Annotated in this window: 21 protein-coding genes; 1 reads left to right on the forward strand and 20 read right to left on the reverse strand. The window is 28.5% G+C overall.

Features of this window, described 5'->3' with window-relative positions:
• Positions 1-155: 155 nt before the first annotated feature.
• From MM236_RS01095 to MM236_RS01185, 19 genes are all read right to left on the reverse strand, one after another.
• Positions 156-2,942: a phage tail tape measure protein gene (locus MM236_RS01095; RefSeq protein WP_241273078.1), complete on the reverse strand. Its 2,787-nt coding sequence runs from the start codon at positions 2,940-2,942 to the stop codon at positions 156-158.
• 73 nt (positions 2,943-3,015) lie between these two features.
• Positions 3,016-3,321: a hypothetical protein gene (locus MM236_RS01100; RefSeq protein ID WP_241273079.1), complete on the reverse strand. Its 306-nt coding sequence runs from the start codon at positions 3,319-3,321 to the stop codon at positions 3,016-3,018.
• A gap of 14 nt (positions 3,322-3,335) precedes the next feature.
• Positions 3,336-3,683 (reverse strand): hypothetical protein, encoded by a 348-nt coding sequence (locus MM236_RS01105; protein WP_241273080.1) that lies wholly within the window; start codon positions 3,681-3,683, stop codon positions 3,336-3,338.
• A 58-nt stretch (positions 3,684-3,741) separates the two neighbouring features.
• Complete coding sequence (locus tag MM236_RS01110) at positions 3,742-4,170, reverse strand: phage tail tube protein (protein WP_241273081.1); 429 nt, start codon at positions 4,168-4,170, stop codon at positions 3,742-3,744.
• 57 nt (positions 4,171-4,227) lie between these two features.
• Complete coding sequence (locus tag MM236_RS01115; protein ID WP_241273082.1) at positions 4,228-4,611, reverse strand: hypothetical protein; 384 nt, start codon at positions 4,609-4,611, stop codon at positions 4,228-4,230.
• A complete protein-coding gene (locus tag MM236_RS01120; RefSeq protein WP_241273083.1) occupies positions 4,608-5,069 on the reverse strand; it encodes an HK97-gp10 family putative phage morphogenesis protein in 462 nt (153 codons plus the stop codon). Before MM236_RS01120 ends, MM236_RS01115 begins: the two co-directional genes overlap by 4 nt.
• Positions 5,062-5,403: a phage head completion protein gene (locus tag MM236_RS01125; protein WP_241273084.1), complete on the reverse strand. Its 342-nt coding sequence runs from the start codon at positions 5,401-5,403 to the stop codon at positions 5,062-5,064. Before MM236_RS01125 ends, MM236_RS01120 begins: the two co-directional genes overlap by 8 nt.
• A 1-nt stretch (position 5,404) precedes the next feature.
• Positions 5,405-5,959 (reverse strand): head-tail connector protein, encoded by a 555-nt coding sequence (locus MM236_RS01130; RefSeq protein ID WP_369415178.1) that lies wholly within the window; start codon positions 5,957-5,959, stop codon positions 5,405-5,407.
• Entirely contained in the window at positions 5,871-6,080 is a 210-nt protein-coding gene (locus tag MM236_RS01135) for a hypothetical protein (RefSeq protein WP_241273086.1), read from the reverse strand. The genes MM236_RS01130 and MM236_RS01135 overlap by 89 nt, the downstream gene beginning before the upstream one ends.
• Positions 6,061-6,219 (reverse strand): hypothetical protein, encoded by a 159-nt coding sequence (locus MM236_RS01140; RefSeq protein ID WP_241273087.1) that lies wholly within the window; start codon positions 6,217-6,219, stop codon positions 6,061-6,063. Before MM236_RS01140 ends, MM236_RS01135 begins: the two co-directional genes overlap by 20 nt.
• Before the next feature lie 111 nt (positions 6,220-6,330).
• A complete protein-coding gene (locus MM236_RS01145) occupies positions 6,331-7,569 on the reverse strand; it encodes a phage major capsid protein (protein WP_241273088.1) in 1,239 nt (412 codons plus the stop codon).
• Between the two features lie 78 nt (positions 7,570-7,647).
• A complete protein-coding gene (locus MM236_RS01150; protein WP_241273089.1) occupies positions 7,648-8,268 on the reverse strand; it encodes an HK97 family phage prohead protease in 621 nt (206 codons plus the stop codon).
• A gap of 1 nt (position 8,269) precedes the next feature.
• The gene (locus MM236_RS01155; RefSeq protein WP_241273090.1) at positions 8,270-9,499 is read right to left on the reverse strand and encodes a phage portal protein; all 1,230 of its coding nucleotides are present in this window, start codon (positions 9,497-9,499) and stop codon (positions 8,270-8,272) included.
• 133 nt (positions 9,500-9,632) lie between these two features.
• Positions 9,633-10,148 carry a phage holin family protein gene (locus MM236_RS01160; protein WP_241273091.1) on the reverse strand — a complete coding sequence of 172 codons (516 nt, stop codon included), beginning with the start codon at positions 10,146-10,148 and terminating at the stop codon, positions 9,633-9,635.
• A gap of 26 nt (positions 10,149-10,174) precedes the next feature.
• A complete protein-coding gene (locus MM236_RS01165; RefSeq protein WP_241273092.1) occupies positions 10,175-11,782 on the reverse strand; it encodes a terminase large subunit in 1,608 nt (535 codons plus the stop codon).
• Complete coding sequence (locus MM236_RS01170) at positions 11,779-12,258, reverse strand: peptidoglycan recognition protein family protein (protein ID WP_241273093.1); 480 nt, start codon at positions 12,256-12,258, stop codon at positions 11,779-11,781. Before MM236_RS01170 ends, MM236_RS01165 begins: the two co-directional genes overlap by 4 nt.
• A gap of 23 nt (positions 12,259-12,281) precedes the next feature.
• Entirely contained in the window at positions 12,282-13,328 is a 1,047-nt protein-coding gene (locus tag MM236_RS01175; protein ID WP_241273094.1) for a hypothetical protein, read from the reverse strand.
• A 21-nt stretch (positions 13,329-13,349) separates the two neighbouring features.
• A complete protein-coding gene (locus MM236_RS01180; RefSeq protein WP_241273095.1) occupies positions 13,350-13,688 on the reverse strand; it encodes a hypothetical protein in 339 nt (112 codons plus the stop codon).
• 19 nt (positions 13,689-13,707) lie between these two features.
• Entirely contained in the window at positions 13,708-14,163 is a 456-nt protein-coding gene (locus MM236_RS01185) for a phage terminase small subunit P27 family (protein WP_241273096.1), read from the reverse strand.
• Between the two features lie 753 nt (positions 14,164-14,916).
• Between MM236_RS01185 and MM236_RS01190 the strand changes: the two genes are divergently transcribed.
• Positions 14,917-15,153, forward strand: coding sequence for a hypothetical protein (locus tag MM236_RS01190; RefSeq protein WP_241273097.1), 237 nt, complete (start codon positions 14,917-14,919; stop codon positions 15,151-15,153).
• 38 nt (positions 15,154-15,191) lie between these two features.
• On the opposite strand, the gene MM236_RS01195 is transcribed toward MM236_RS01190, so the two are convergent.
• Positions 15,192-15,623 carry a hypothetical protein gene (locus tag MM236_RS01195; protein ID WP_241273098.1) on the reverse strand — a complete coding sequence of 144 codons (432 nt, stop codon included), beginning with the start codon at positions 15,621-15,623 and terminating at the stop codon, positions 15,192-15,194.
• Positions 15,624-15,628: the final 5 nt, after the last annotated feature.

The raw sequence follows: 15,628 nt of genomic DNA on the forward strand, positions 1-15,628 counted from the left end.
GATTGTTGTGTAATTACCCCTACTTGTATATTCCAGCCTATATTTTACATTATAATCCATATACTTTATTTATTTTAATTGTGCTGTATTGTGTCATAAAAAAAGAGGTGATAAAACCACCCCTTTTAAACAAATAATAAACTATATAATTATTTTTAAAATCTACTTCTGAAGCGTGAATTGTTATTTAATACACCAACCAGTGCATCACCCTTGATTTTAAATTCAACTTCATTTGAATCAGCACCAATATTTCTTTTATTGAAAAAATCACTTGAATAACTTCCACCGCTACCTACAGAACCACCACCGCTATTAATGCTTGATTGTGCTTTACCTGCCAAAGCTGTCATTGCTCCACCAATTGCAACTAATGCAGCACCAGCCGCTATTGTGGTAACAGGATTGAAACCGCTTATTATTGCTTTCTGCATAACACCATAAGCTATTGCCATTGAACCCATTTGGACTAAGAATTTACCAAATGAACCTAATATTTTTGCACCCATTCCTTCCAATGCACTTTTACCATTTACCAGTAAATTACCAAATCCTTCACCTAATTGGGCAACTGAACTTGAAATGAAATTTGCCATTTGCATTGTCCATTGGTTTTGATATTCCGATAAAAATTGTGCTTGTTGTTCCTTCATAAGTTTATAAGGTTCATTCAACTTTTGGGCAACTTTCATTGATGCATTAAATGCTTTATCACCACTGATTTGAATTCTTTTTGCAAACTCATCACCATCAATACCATCAAGATTAAAGTTTTGCATTTTACCCCCAAAATCAATTCTTACTATATGGTCTTTTAAAGTAAGTTCCTGTAATTTTTTTGAAAACTCAATCAACGCATTAGAGTTGAAAGCCTTCTTATATTGTTTCTCAACATTGATATACTCATCACTTAGTTTTGAAACACCATTCATTCTTAACTCAATCATTGCATTACTTAAAGCGTTAACCCTTGCAGTAATATTGTCATAACTTTTACCAAGTACATCAGAAGAAATTCCAATCTTTTTCAACTCATTATTCAAACTTGTTACTATATCTTTTGTCTTCTTTAATTGGGCTTCTAACGCTTCTGCATTGGTTGTAGTTGGTGTAAATATTTTACCCTCATTGGCTATTATATTTTGAAGCTCTGACACTAGATTATTAAGGTTACTTTCAGTTTCTTCAATTATTGGGTTTGGCAATTCCAAAGCATCTTTATATTTAGTTGCACTTTTCAAACCTATATTCATTACTGTTTGGGTAGTGTTCCCAAAAGCTTTTACACCTTCGATAAGTGCTTCCCAATAGGTTATTTCACTTGCCATTTGAGCTTGTTTTTTATGCTCCATTTTCAAGATTTCCAAATCCAATTTTACATTGGCAATCCTTTGGTTATATAACTTTACAAGCTCCTTTCTTTCTGCTTCTGTCATCTTTGATGCACCTTTAGAAGCTTCAGATAAGTCTTTTGTAATTGTCTCTGAATCCTGTTTAATCTTGTTTAGTTTGGTGGTAGATTCATTCAATCTATCTGCGTATTCTTTGTTTTTACCATAGTTTTTATTGAGGTATTCACCAGCCATATATAAAGCACCCAATACAGCAATAACGGCTGTAACAGGTGCAATTACTGCACTAAGCGCAACCCCAAAAGCTGTAGTAGCACCAGTAGCACCAACCATACCTACAGATAGTACTTTTAATTTTGCTATTGTAGCAACTCCCATTGTAATCATCTTACCCAATCCAAATAATATTGGTGGAATAGCACCAGCAAACAATCCAAATGTTACAATATTTTTTTGTGTAGATGCATCCAATCCAGTAAACCAATTGGTAATACTTTGTACACCATTAGCCAATGAATCAATTGTTGGTGCTAGATTATCACCTATTACAATCTGAATAGCTTCAAGATTACTTTTCATTCTTCTTAAAGAACCACCCAAACCGCTTTCCATTTCTTCACTCATTCTTTCTGCGCTTCCAGTAGCTTCACCCATCAAACCTTGGTATCTTCTTAATTCAGAAGTACCAGCATTAAGCATTATATTAACAGCTTTAATTGAACGTTCTTCAAACAATTTAGAAAGTGCAAAATCTTTACTTTGTTGGGTCATTCCTCTGGTAGCACCTTCAATATCTTGCATTATATCTACAGCTGACCTCATAGCACCATTGGCATCATAGATTTTAACACTTTGATTACCTATTGCAATTGCCCCATCAACACTATTCTTTGTTAAGTCCTTCAACATTGCATTCATTGCAGTACCAGCCATACTACCTTTAAAACCGTTGTTTGCCAATACAGATAATAAAGAAGCTGTATCTTCTATAGATTGTCCTGCACTAGCAAAATTAGGTGCGACATATTTAAAAGCTTCACCAAGTTGTAAAACATTGGTATTGGCTTTGGCTTGTGTAGTCGCAAAAACATCTGCTACGCTAGAAGCCTTATTTGCTTCAATTGAATATGCAGACATTGTATCTGTAAGTATATCGGATGTAGTTGCTAAATCTGTACTGGATGCACTAGCCAAAGCAAGTACAGAAGATGTTGATTGTAGTATTTGATTGGTGTTATAACCTGCCAAAGCCATATAACCCATTGCATCTGCTACTTCACCACCACTAAATCTTGTGGTTGCTCCTAATTCCTTTGCCTTGTTTTCAAGCTTTAAAAATTCTGCTCCAGTTGCACCGCTAAGTGCTTTAACCTTAAGCATTGAATCACTAAAAATTGAAGCTGTATTAACAGAAGCACCACCAATTAAAGCTAATGGTGCAGTAATTTTCATGCTTAAATCCTTACCTACATTTGAAAGATTTTGCCCAAATCTTTTTACGTCTTTTTCAGCAGTTGATAATGCTTTATTTAATTGACTTGAATTTGCACCTAAAAGGACATTTAGATAGGCTATTGTTTTACCTGCCATATATATCAAAAAATTTTACTCTTATTATTAATTAAAAAATAAGGGGTTAATATATAACCATATACTAACCCCTTTATACTATAACTTCAATACCTTTTGGAATACCAATTATTGAAACATACTTATCAAATAATTCTGGTGTAAGTTTGAAATCTGATTTTTCCCATTCAAATTTATATAGCTTTTTAGGGTTTTTAATTTTACCGTTATGTACTGCAACTGAATAAAAACTTGATAATCTATTTTGCTCTAAATCAAACTTTAATCTTTGTTCATTATTAGTTTCATATTCTTCAATAATTGCTAATAATTCTTTATCATCTAAATTCCAAAAATCATTTACACCCAAACCAATTACACCTACTACATAACCAAACAATTTATATATATAAACTATTTCAGCTTTTTTTTTGATGTTGAAGTTTCTTCTTTTTGTTCCTCAATTTTATTCAATTCAATACCTAAAAGTTCTTTGAAAACTTCTTTGTTTTGGTCAAATAACATTGAAGGGTTTTCATTTTCCATCTCATCAATTGAGATATAAAAATCAACAATATCGATTGGACAATCTTGTTTAATATAGAAGTAACCAGCGACAATACAACTGTATATGTATTCTAATATATCACTTGATAATGAAGGGTTATAAGCTCTGTTATTCCTATCTTCAAAATTCTTATAAGCGTATGCAGATTTTCTAAATTCAAAAGATTTACTAAGTAATTTAATTTTTTTGTTCATATAGTTTATTAGTTTAAAAATATGGGTACATATTAATCTATGTACCCTTTAAAAATTATTAGGCAACAGTCACAATTTTTAAACCGCCTGTACCTTGAATTTCAGCACTGTATGTAACTGCATCATTCTTAGGACTATCAATGTCAACAGACATAATATAACCATCACCTTCATATACTGTTTGTGTAGTTGCATTGTAACCAAACCTGTATTTAACTTTAGTGCCATTCATTAACATTTCTATCTTATCAGAAACATTACTTGATGCTGTTTGAATACCTTCAACAGAAAAAGTATAAGAATACTCACCTCTACCATCAAACTCTTTGCAGAAGTTATCTAATTCGTCCACGCTGTCTTTAGTGGTTATCTCTATTGCATCTTTGGAGATGGAAAAGCTACTAGAAACTTCAGCACCATAAGCTTGATAAGTAGTACCTGAAACTTGCATATATAAGGAAATAAAATTTCCAATCGATTGACTCATATTATTATTATTTTAAAAAATTCTTTAATTATTATATACATTATTTATTTATTATTCTTAAAAATGTGCTATAATCCTAACTGTTTTATTATAAACTTTTGCATCACTTTTATAACTTGTTTTGAAATTCAAAAAATCAATACTAAATTCTTTATTATCAATTATTGCTTTATGTGCTTCAAATAAATCCCTTAAAAGATTACATATATTTTCTAATTGAAAAAACCTATCTGAAAAAACATCAAATTCAATTATATATTCATCTACTTCAGCTTTTTCCAATTTATTAGATATTGGGGTTTCATCACTAACTATATATGTTACTAAGGGTAGATTGTCGTATTGATTTTGGTTTACCAAGGGCAAAAAATTATTATTGATAATTGATTGTAACCCACTATCATTATTAACCCTTAAAACTATGTATTCAATTAAATTCATATACTATTGATTATATTTTTAATCTCATTTGAAAAAACTTTAACAGCTTCATCTTTAGTATTCTCATACCCTCTATTGAAAAAATCATTTGTTGGCATCTTTCCAGTATTGGTTAGTTTCAAAAATTTACCCCCAATGTTTACAATGGATGGTTTGTTTAGGGTTCTTTCATCACTACCAAATTCAACTAAATGAGCGTGGGGTGCTAGTTTCCTATCAGCTCCCACCCTTATCAATGCACCGTTTTTTGAACCATAAGAGTTATCATTAAATACTTTGATTGACTTTTTTAAATTTCCTGTTTCAACTGGTGCAGTTTGTTTAACACCTGATTTAATTTTGTGTCCTGCTTTCCTTAATGCTTTCTTTATGGCATTGATGGAAACTTTATTATCAAGTTTTTTTAACTTTTTGATTAAATCACTTTCACCCCTTAAATCAATTTCAAAATCATTCATAAAGCTTAAATCTTGATTTATGTTGTGTAATTAGTTGTAACCCTTCCTCATATCCAATCTCTTTAATACCCTTGATTTCATATACTTTATTTGAATCCTCATCAAGTATCAAGTATGTATTATCAATTTCAAAATCTGGAAAATGAATAGTAAAAAATGTTATTTCAGAAACAATATTTTGATTCGCTTCAAACCTTTCAGTATTTACTTTATCATACTTTTCTGCATCACATTCATACACTTTTGTAAATGTTGAAACAGGTTCATTGTAACTGTTCTTTGTAGTTACATTTTCATAAAAAGAAATATATCTATTGAAGTTACCTATATACATTTTACATTAAAATTTTATTCTTATATGGCTGTAGAAGATATTCAACTACTTTAATGTTTGTGGTACTTCTACCAATTACTATATCTTGCCTATTACTGAATAAATCACCAATGATAATTAAACAAGCTTGTTTAAATGATTCGGGAATTACCAAGTAATCAGATTCTTTGGTATCATATATAATCTCAACACTATAAGCATCTTGAAAATCATCACCAAAAAGATTTATAAAACCCTTATCAAATTCATATTCAAAATCAATTGATAATTCACTTTCATCTTCAGCCAAAAGCTTTACAGAAAAAATTTCAACACCTTCATAATCATTAAGTTTAAGCTTAAAAATCAATTCATTATTCAATTCAAAAACCTCTCTAACCCTTGAAGCTATCAATGTTTTATTTACAATATTTTCAACCTGTACAGAAGCAACTTCAATCAAGTTTGAAATATACATATCATCTCTACTATGGCTTATCCTTAGATGCTTTTTTACCTCGTCCAGTGTTACCAGTTGATTGTTTAGGCTGTTTAATATTTGGTAATTCAATCTCATCAATTAACTCTATTTGATTATTAATTTTAATTTTCTCCAATTCATTTTCATTTGATACTTCAATTATTGAATCATTGAAATATCCTGAATATTTACCAGCTTTAATTATCTTTATTTTCATCTTCAATATCTTCTTTAGTTGTTACAATTTCCTGTAACTTTTGAACTGCATCCTGTATAGTGTAGATTTCTAAATCGTTATATATCTTATTTCCAATACCTTTTTCTAATACAATAATTAATAATTGTAATTCTTTCATATAGCTTAAATAATGCTTGTACTTTATTTATTTTTTTAAGTTGGTTATGTGGCAATAAAAAAAGGGATTGAATAAATCAACCCCTTCATTATATATTTACTTCATTATATATTATTCTGCATCCTTAATAATTGAAATTGCTTCAGGATAAGTGAAAGCAAAATCGTGGAATGTATTAGACACAATTTTTGTCTTAGCTTGTGAAGCCAATGTATAAGGGTCAACAATCAACTCCATTGCAGAAAAATTACCCAAAACAACTTTGGAGAAATCACCAAAAGCTAATGCACTTAAACCAGTACCATCACCTTTAACAAGATTAGATGGAACATAATTAGAAGCTACATAATCAAAGTCAGCTAATTTATCAGATAGTACCATTTTACCACTACCAGCATCAATTTTAGTTTGTTTCAATGCACCCCAAGTTTTGTAATTGATAAGGAATTTAGCCAAATCAATATCTTCACTTGCTTCACCTACTTTTTGAATCATTTCTAATACTTTTTCATAAGTCAAAGCACCACCATTAACACCCATTACTACAGGTATAGTACCACTAGCAGAAAGTAACAATTCAACAAATTTAGTATCTAAAGCTTTTCTAATTTTTCTTTGTAATGTCTCTCTTACAACTGATTCAGCAATTGAAGATTGCATTAACAATTTATTAGAAATTGCATATGGTGCAGCTAATCTTTTTGGTCGAAGTGGTACAGAACCAACTTCAAAATCAATATTTGCAACATTATCATTTTCATCAGCCCAAACAGCATCTACAGATGTTTTTTGCTTTGGCATATCAATATTATTTTCCAAACCATTGATTACAGTTAAACCCAATCTTTGAATTAAAGAACCTTCCATTAATTCATAAAGAAATCCTGATTTATCAGTTTGAACCAATTCACCACCTTTTGCACCTGAAGCACCAGTAACACTTAAATCTCTTACATATGAAGCAGGAATAGCTACAGAATATTCATTTGATTGATATACACCTTTTGCTCTTAATTCTTTTTCACCTTCATTCTGTACATCAGAATAAAAAGAATCTAATGGTTTTCCACTTCTAACTTGATTGATATGTTCAACCAAAGAATAAGTTCTTTTTTCTTCTTTCTTGAATGTTGGTGTATCAACCTTACCAGCCATTCTAATTTTAATATTTTCTTCTTTTTCCGCTTGAAGAATATCAACATCTAATTTTTCAATTTCCTTTTCCAAAGCATCAAATGAAACTTTTTCATCTTCATTAAAACCTCTTTTTTCATTATCTTTAGCATCAATTAATTTACCCATCTCATTTAGTTTTGAGTTTCTTAATTGCTTTAATTCAGTACTTTTCATATATTATTTATTTTAAAAAATTTTCTAATTTTAATTAATTACATATTATTTATTTTATATATAATATGTTGTGGCAATTTATTTTAGCAGTTTCAAAAATTTGTATTTGTAATTATATATATCAGAATCAATATTATATTCTTTTACTTCAATTTCTGTTTTATCCAAATCTTTTTTTATTTCTTCAAAACTTCTAACCATTGAAGATGTATTATCATAAGCAGGATTAGTAACAACTGAAACATCAGATATTTTAGCAAATTGTGTTATATATCTATAGTATTGATTACCTATTTTTTCCCAACGTTCCCCACTCCCATCACTAGGTAAATAGAATGCAAAAGAAGATTTATTAATATTTTTCTTTTGAATGTTTCTATATAAATCTTTTACATAACTTATTTCATTATCAACTTCAAATTTATATTTCAATCCTTCACTATCAATTTCCAATTGTAAGGTGTCTGTATCATTGCTTTTTCTTGCCAATACATAATTATGGTTGTGGTTTAAAAGCGCAACAACATCATCCATTTGGGTATTTTCATTAATTGCAGTAGGTTCTATTATCTCTTTAAATCCACCTAAATCTTTTGATTCTGAATTGAAGCGCAAACCATACCCTTCAATGTATTTACTTTCTTCAACTTCTGATATTCTAAATTCAATACCTTCTGTATTTCTTATTTCCTTTTTCATATTATTCACCATTCTCTAACTCATCCTCATTTAATTCCGCCTTGCTATATTCATTTCTTGCTTTACTATCATAGTATCTACCTATAATAGATTTAGGAATTAAATTAGCTTGTATATATGTTTCACCATTTACAACATCATTCATATCTTCCAGTTCTCTTATTTCTTCTGGTGATATCGCACCCATATAAAACAGTTGTTTATAATATTCTGCTCTACTTTTTGAATCACCTCTTAACAATGATTCAATATTACCTTTGAAATAATACCCATCATTTATTTGGTTCTTTGTTAATAGCTTGTGTTTTAACTCGCTTTCAATCATTGTTATAATGGGCGCTAAGGTTCTTTTATAAAAATCCAATTGCATAGCTTCAATACTATTGTATGAACCTGCACTTTCAGAAGCAACTATAAAAATTGGTACATTTAGAATCCTTGCAATTTCAGCTGTTTGAATGTTTCTAGTTTCAATTAGCTTTACTTCTTCAGGGGTAAAACTTATTGGTTTAAAATCAAATCCTTTATCAAGTACTAGTATTGATTTAGAATTTGAACCAGTAAAGTTTTTGGTAATAGATTCTCTAAACTCTTTCTTTTGTTCATTTTTTAACTCAAATTCAGAAGTAATAACACCCTTTAAATTAGCTCCGTCATTGTCAAATACTGATTTAGTATAATTGGTACTTGATAAAGATATTCCCAAAGTTGTTGCATATACTTTTATCGGATTGATACCAAAAGCACCAACACCAGTATTTTTAAAAACAATGCAATCATCACTGTGATAGGGTATATTATTAATTATATAGTATAATTCACCTTCATATAATTTAGCTTCTGATACAGCTGAATAGTGTATTAATTCCAAAGATTCAACATTACCAGTATTTTCATTTCTGTGAATAATTGCAATTGAAGTACCTTTATACAACATTTGATTTATCATCATTCTGAAAAAATCAAAAGCATTCAAATTTTTGTTTGGCTTCTCTTTAACAATGAAATATAAATCATCAGATTTTTGAATTTCTTTATCCTTAAAAAGTTTGAATGGAATTTGCCCAATTGAATTACTGATTGCATTTACACCGCTTGAATATGCTGTAATAGATGCAACTGTTTTATCACTTACTACAACATTGTTATTAACATCAATAGTATGTACACTTGGTGAAAAGAAATCTTGGTAAGTTGAAAAAGCAGTTTTAAATGATTCAAAAATATTCATATATAGATATAAAAAAAGGGGTTAAAGTATTAGTTATTATTCTTAAAAAATTAGATTACCATCATTACATTAGTTGAAAAAACAATTAACCCCTTTGGTTATTTATTTATAAAAAAAATGATTGTGGCATATATCATTTTTTAAGTTCGTTAATTTTGGTTTTAAGCTTAGAAACTACATCAATTGGGATTAACTTCAACTCGAAAAAATTTTCTGATATACTTATTATTTGTTGTCCTAAAAACACAGCATAAAAAATACTGTACAATGGCATAAACACTATACTGTAAATACCTGCAAATTTCAGTATAGATAACAATATCAATGCAGCAAAAAGAGTTAATAAAAATCTTGGAAACTTTTTAGAAACTAGTTTTTTATCTTCTATTTCTTTTGGTATTGGTAAACCATCCTTTTTTAATTTTACTATTTCCAGACTATACTTAATTGATTTCGCAACACCTGTTAAAAAATCAATGCAATATAAAATCATTAAAAAATAAATTCCACCTGCACTTACAAACAAATAATTAAAAACTAGATTAATCAAAAGTATCAATGGTATTAAATACTTTATTACTATCTCGCTGTTAACGTGCTTAAATACAGCTTCTATATATTCATCAAAACTTGAATACCCAAAAATCATTATTTCATTCTTTATTTAATTATTATTTATAACATAAAAAAACCATCACCATTATATTCATTTGATTCTTCTTCATTTGTCAAATCTTCAATGTATTGCCCTATGTTCATTATCAATGCTACAACAGCATCTATTTTATCAGATGATTTACCTTTAACAGGTTTGATATTTTCGTGATTGTCTTGAAATATTTTCAAGTTGCTTATACACCAGCTCAATACTTTATTATCATTGTGTTCTATTGTTTTATTTAAAACCATTGTTTCAAATTCTTTGGTAGCAGGGGAAAAAGTTTTAATATTTTGATTGAATTCTTTCATTGGTGCATCAATTATTTTACTCACTTCTTGACTCATATAATTACTCAAAAATCTATCATATGTTACTTTTTTGATATTGTATAAATTATTGATTTCATCAATTTTCTCTAGTACAAAATCAAAATCAGTTGTTTTACCCATTGTCAAAAACAGGTTATTACTTTCATCTTCTGCCCAATTTAAAAATACCCTGCCAGCTGAAATATTTTGTTTTTCAACCGCTGAATCCATTGGTAAAAAGTTAAATGACAATGTTCTAAATTTATTTCTTTTTTCAGTAGGTGGAAAAAGTAAATTGATACTTGTTAAATCTTTATTGCTTGATAAGTCATATGATAAATAACATTCGTCACCCAATAAATCATTATTAGTATATTCAACTTTACAATCATTCCAGTTTTTAGTTTTTATGAAACTATGAATATTATCTTCCCAAATATTCAAATGTAATTGCCTAAATGCTGAATATTGAGTTGGTATGTTTTTGGCTTTGTTGCATGCATTCAACAAATAATCCAATGTAACCCCATAGCCTAATGATGGATTAGCAAGTTTTAAATTATCAATGTCATCAATGGGTAATTCTGGATTTCCCTCAAAAATGAAAGGTAAAAAAGTATCATCTTCAATAACCCCTTCAATAATCTTTTTTGAATATGTATAGAGTTCATAACATATATGATTTCTATTTGTACCAGCAGTAGTAATTGTAAAAATTATTGGTTGAATTCTCGCCCCAATTGAAGTTGTAAGTACTTGGTAAAGCTCATCATTGGGATGTGCATGAAGTTCGTCTATAAGTGCAAAATGTGTATTAAATCCGTGCTTTGTTTTAGCTTCGCTTGATATTACTTTAAAAAAGGAATTGGTTTTTTGATACTTGATTGAATTCAGATAAATCTTTAATACCTTATCAAATTTAGGTTGTTTATCAATTATAGCTTTTACAATATCAAAGCTTAACCGTGCCTGTTCCTTATCAGCAGCAGCAAAATAACATTGTCCAAATTCTTCATTATCCAACAATAAAACATACAATGATACAGCTGAAGCAAATACGGTTTTTCCGTTCTTTCTAGGTATGAATAAAAAAACTTGCTGAAACTTTCTATACCCATCAGTTATTTTTTTCCATCCAAATAGATTACTTACCAGTTCCTTTTGCCAAGGCAATAATATAAGTGGTTGACCTGCTTTTTTACCATCTACTATTTTTACATATTTTTCAATAAATCTGATTGCCCTATTTGCTTCTACTTCATCATAAAAATATTTAGATGTATCTATTTTAGAAAAATCAATTGTGTAACTCATGAGTTATTTTGATTTAAAATAATCCATTTATATTCAGGTATTGCATCAAAACTTGGACACTCTTTTATTCTTTCCCAAGTATCAATTATACCATTACCATTAACATCTTTACTTATATCTCTATGACCTAAAATTTCAATCTTAGCAGTTGCATGATTTAATTCAATCCATTGTATAGCCTGAAAAATCGCATTTAAAATACCTGCTTTCTGTGCTTCTGTTCTTGTGTCTTCAGCTATCTTATAATTAGTTCTTGATACACCACCAATGTATGATATATGAATACTGTTAGTATTGTAGCCACGTACACCATTTACTATTTTTCCAAATTCAGTAATCTGATTTTCACCACCATCTAAATCAATGATGATATGATAGCCATTTGATTTCCATCCTAATACATTTTTCCAGTAGTTTTTTATTGCTTGTATGTTACCGTAACCAGCGGTACAGTGTAAAAAAATTCTATATGTCATTTATTATCTAAAAATTATTATAATTATAATGGATTACCTACCACTACAACTGCGTAAATAAACTCATTCTTACTAACTAAATCCCTATTAATATTTGTTGGTAATGTATTTGTATTATATACGCCAGTCATATGATAATTATTAATATTATTATTTGTATATGAAAATAATTCGCTGTATCCATTACCAGCAATAGTTGGTGGTGTAGTAATTACAGATGCATTGAATATAATACCAGCGAAATAAATACCTTCATCAAGTATAATTGAGGGAGAAAAATTAATTATACCCGAACCGAATCCAATATTTTTAAAACTATTTGTACTAATATTACTAATAACTAATTCATAATTACCATTATCATCTAATCTGTAAATAGAGATACCATTGTCACCGTTACTTGTGTATGTTGAATTACCTCCATTTTGGTGGAGTACAAAACCAGTAATATCACTTTGTCTTTTAATATAAAAAGGTATTAAATATAAATTACCTGACTGAAGCGGTGAAGAATCACTGATATTTATTAAAGACATATTTAATGTATAAGATATATATCCACCACCCAATGCCCTAAATCCTTTTATTTCAGCTGATAAACCATCATTACCATCCATTCCATCTTGACCATCAATACCTTTTAAACTTTCTAACCATTGTTGTTCATTTCCTTCATATCCATTATTAATAGCTATCTGATAAGCTGATAATCCATCATTACCATCATTACCATCTATTCCATCTTGACCATCAGTACCATTAGTACCATTGATACCATCTAATCCATCTATTCCATCTTTACCTTTTAAACTTTCCAACCAATCAGATTCATTTCCTTCAAATCCATTACTAATAGCTATCTGATACGCACTAAGACCATCCATACCATTAGTACCATCTAATCCATCTTGACCATCTATACCATTAGTACCATCTTTACCATCTATACCGTCCGCTAAATTATCCTCAACATTTTTAATCCGTTGGATGATGGATAAAGTATCAATTATTTCATTTCTGACTGTTATATTTATTTCATCTCTATTTACTATAACATTATAATTTTCCATTAAAAAATATATTTAAAAAAATTAATTTAAGTTTGTTGATGTTGAATTTACATTATATGTAATTGATGCAATAGTAAATTCATCATCATTTTTCTTAACTTTAACATCACTATAATATCTATTTTTATCAAGTTTAAAAGTATCTTTACTTGTTAATTTTATCACCAATATATTATCATTATTAATTTCCAATCTATTACCCAATGTTAATTTTATTGTTTGTGTTGGATGAGTTGGTGACGATGAGATATCCGCATAGATATTATCATAATTATTTAAATTAATTATATCCTCGTTAACATCTACAAAGGTTAATGTAAAACTTATACTATCACCTCTTTTTATATTAATATTAATCATATTCATTTTTTTTTACTTTCTAAAAATTGAACTCATCATTATCATCATTATTATTGGGTTTGAATTCTACTTTATTACGGCTTGATGGTGTCATACCAAATTGTTTAAGTACATCAAATACCTGTGAAAAAAGTTGTCGCTTATAACCTAATAATGGGTGCTGTTTGGAGACTAATTTATTACGGTTATTGAAATCTTGTATAATTTCACCTTCTTTATCAATCAACCTAGTAACCTTTATATATTCCCCATATACATCACTAAGCATAACCAATGCAGGTGCATCAAGCGATGTGAGTAAATTGTAACCCTGCAAACCAAGTTCTTCAATGAGATTTAGGAAAATCTTTTTCTTTTCACCTTTTAAAAAAGTAGGTGGTTTAAATGCTTGAACAGAATCAAATTTTACATCTTTGTTTTTGTCTCTGTCAGCTCTGTAAGTACCATCTATTTTTTTTATCTCATTTGGTTTCATTTATATAGTTTAGTTATGGGGTTTTAAGGTTAAATTTTTGACTTGGTTTGTTCGGCTCTAGGTGGAAGGGTTTTATGGAAAAATCAAAAAAATCTTCAATACCCCCTACCCATAGACTTTTTTACCCGAAAAAAACAGAAAAAACATCAATACACCTTTCATTATTTATTCCTGTAGGCTTTAATTGTGTCATTGATATTGTCTATTTACATTTAATAATTTACTCATAAAGACAATAATTATAGTTATATACTATCATTATCATCATTCATAATACTCTTTAATGCAATCATTATTTTTAGTTTAATTTCAGCTTCTTTATTCAAACTTATTTGTTTCTTTCTTAATGTATTAATTAGATTAATATTTGATTTGTTAGTGTTCATATATTGTTTATATATAAATACTTTATTTTTTAAAAAGTTTGATATTTATAGAAAATAATTTAAATATTATTTATCTATATACAGTATATATAATACTTAAGACATATATTTACATATATATTAATAAATGAAACAAATTATATATAATATGAACACTAACAACACTATAATCATCAACAGACTAATTAACCATTCATATATGTATGGCAAGAATGTAAAAACATCAGAAGCTAGAAATGAAGTTTGTAAGCTAATTAAAGCTAATTAAAGCTGGTAAAGCTGAAAAGTTAATTGATACAGAAGAAACATTAATGTACAAGTTAAGGGGTTAATTACCCCTTTAAAATAACTCTAAACTATATATAATATGAGAACTACAGAACAAAAAATTGAAATGGCTTTTAAATCTAAAAATGAAGCAATGATTGAAATGTTGGGTTTAAATCAAGATAGCAACATCTTTAATTATGGTTTGAAATTAATGTATGCCTTAAAATACAATTATGTTACAAGTGGGGAATATGATGATATATCAAAAAAATTACAGCGGTATTGTAAGCTTGAAGAAATTGAAACAAGTAATGAGATAGTAAGTTTGTTTTAAAAATAAAACCCCTAGAATAGTTTAGGGGTTTTTAATTTTCAACCAAGGAAAGTATAACTATTAAAATTATTTTCGGTTTTACTATTTACATAATTATCAATAAAACTTTTAATCAATTTCAAATCATTTATCTCATTATCTAGCTCATCAATTTGTAACTCTCTTTTATAATCTTTATCATCTAAATATGGTGTTGAAAGTTCATGTATTAAATTTCCATTGGATGAAAATCTAAGTCTAAAAACCCATTTAAACTCTCCATATTTTTCTTTGATTGTTATTTTTAAATCATTTCTTTCTTTTCCTCCTGCTATAATAATTGTATCTTTAGTTGATTTTTCTAACAAGCGGATAACAGCATTATATTTAATCATTAAATCATTTATTCTATTTAGAAATTTTAAGTGATTTTCTGATATCCTTTTTTCGTTCTGTCTTAATTTTTCAAATAGTGGGGTAAGTGTGTCCATAAGTT

Origin of the sequence: Belliella calami (assembly GCF_022549695.1) — a bacterium.
Classification (GTDB): domain Bacteria; phylum Bacteroidota; class Bacteroidia; order Cytophagales; family Cyclobacteriaceae; genus Belliella; species Belliella calami.

Bases quoted from the DNA above. Each gene is read 5' to 3' on its own strand.
- MM236_RS01095 (WP_241273078.1), bottom strand. From the start codon at position 2,942: ATGGCAGGTAAAACAATAGCCTATCTAAATGTCCTTTTAGGTGCAAAT.
- MM236_RS01105 (WP_241273080.1), bottom strand. From the start codon at position 3,683: ATGAACAAAAAAATTAAATTACTTAGTAAATCTTTTGAATTTAGAAAA.
- MM236_RS01110 (WP_241273081.1), bottom strand. From the start codon at position 4,170: ATGAGTCAATCGATTGGAAATTTTATTTCCTTATATATGCAAGTTTCA.
- MM236_RS01115 (WP_241273082.1), bottom strand. From the start codon at position 4,611: ATGAATTTAATTGAATACATAGTTTTAAGGGTTAATAATGATAGTGGG.
- MM236_RS01120 (WP_241273083.1), bottom strand. From the start codon at position 5,069: ATGAATGATTTTGAAATTGATTTAAGGGGTGAAAGTGATTTAATCAAA.
- MM236_RS01125 (WP_241273084.1), bottom strand. From the start codon at position 5,403: ATGTATATAGGTAACTTCAATAGATATATTTCTTTTTATGAAAATGTA.
- MM236_RS01130 (WP_369415178.1), bottom strand. From the start codon at position 5,959: ATGAGATTGAATTACCAAATATTAAACAGCCTAAACAATCAACTGGTA.
- MM236_RS01135 (WP_241273086.1), bottom strand. From the start codon at position 6,080: ATGAAAATAAAGATAATTAAAGCTGGTAAATATTCAGGATATTTCAAT.
- MM236_RS01140 (WP_241273087.1), bottom strand. From the start codon at position 6,219: ATGAAAGAATTACAATTATTAATTATTGTATTAGAAAAAGGTATTGGA.
- MM236_RS01145 (WP_241273088.1), bottom strand. From the start codon at position 7,569: ATGAAAAGTACTGAATTAAAGCAATTAAGAAACTCAAAACTAAATGAG.
- MM236_RS01150 (WP_241273089.1), bottom strand. From the start codon at position 8,268: ATGAAAAAGGAAATAAGAAATACAGAAGGTATTGAATTTAGAATATCA.
- MM236_RS01155 (WP_241273090.1), bottom strand. From the start codon at position 9,499: ATGAATATTTTTGAATCATTTAAAACTGCTTTTTCAACTTACCAAGAT.
- MM236_RS01160 (WP_241273091.1), bottom strand. From the start codon at position 10,148: ATGATTTTTGGGTATTCAAGTTTTGATGAATATATAGAAGCTGTATTT.
- MM236_RS01165 (WP_241273092.1), bottom strand. From the start codon at position 11,782: ATGAGTTACACAATTGATTTTTCTAAAATAGATACATCTAAATATTTT.
- MM236_RS01170 (WP_241273093.1), bottom strand. From the start codon at position 12,258: ATGACATATAGAATTTTTTTACACTGTACCGCTGGTTACGGTAACATA.
- MM236_RS01175 (WP_241273094.1), bottom strand. From the start codon at position 13,328: ATGGAAAATTATAATGTTATAGTAAATAGAGATGAAATAAATATAACA.
- MM236_RS01180 (WP_241273095.1), bottom strand. From the start codon at position 13,688: ATGATTAATATTAATATAAAAAGAGGTGATAGTATAAGTTTTACATTA.
- MM236_RS01185 (WP_241273096.1), bottom strand. From the start codon at position 14,163: ATGAAACCAAATGAGATAAAAAAAATAGATGGTACTTACAGAGCTGAC.
- MM236_RS01190 (WP_241273097.1), top strand. From the start codon at position 14,917: ATGAGAACTACAGAACAAAAAATTGAAATGGCTTTTAAATCTAAAAAT.
- MM236_RS01195 (WP_241273098.1), bottom strand. From the start codon at position 15,623: ATGGACACACTTACCCCACTATTTGAAAAATTAAGACAGAACGAAAAA.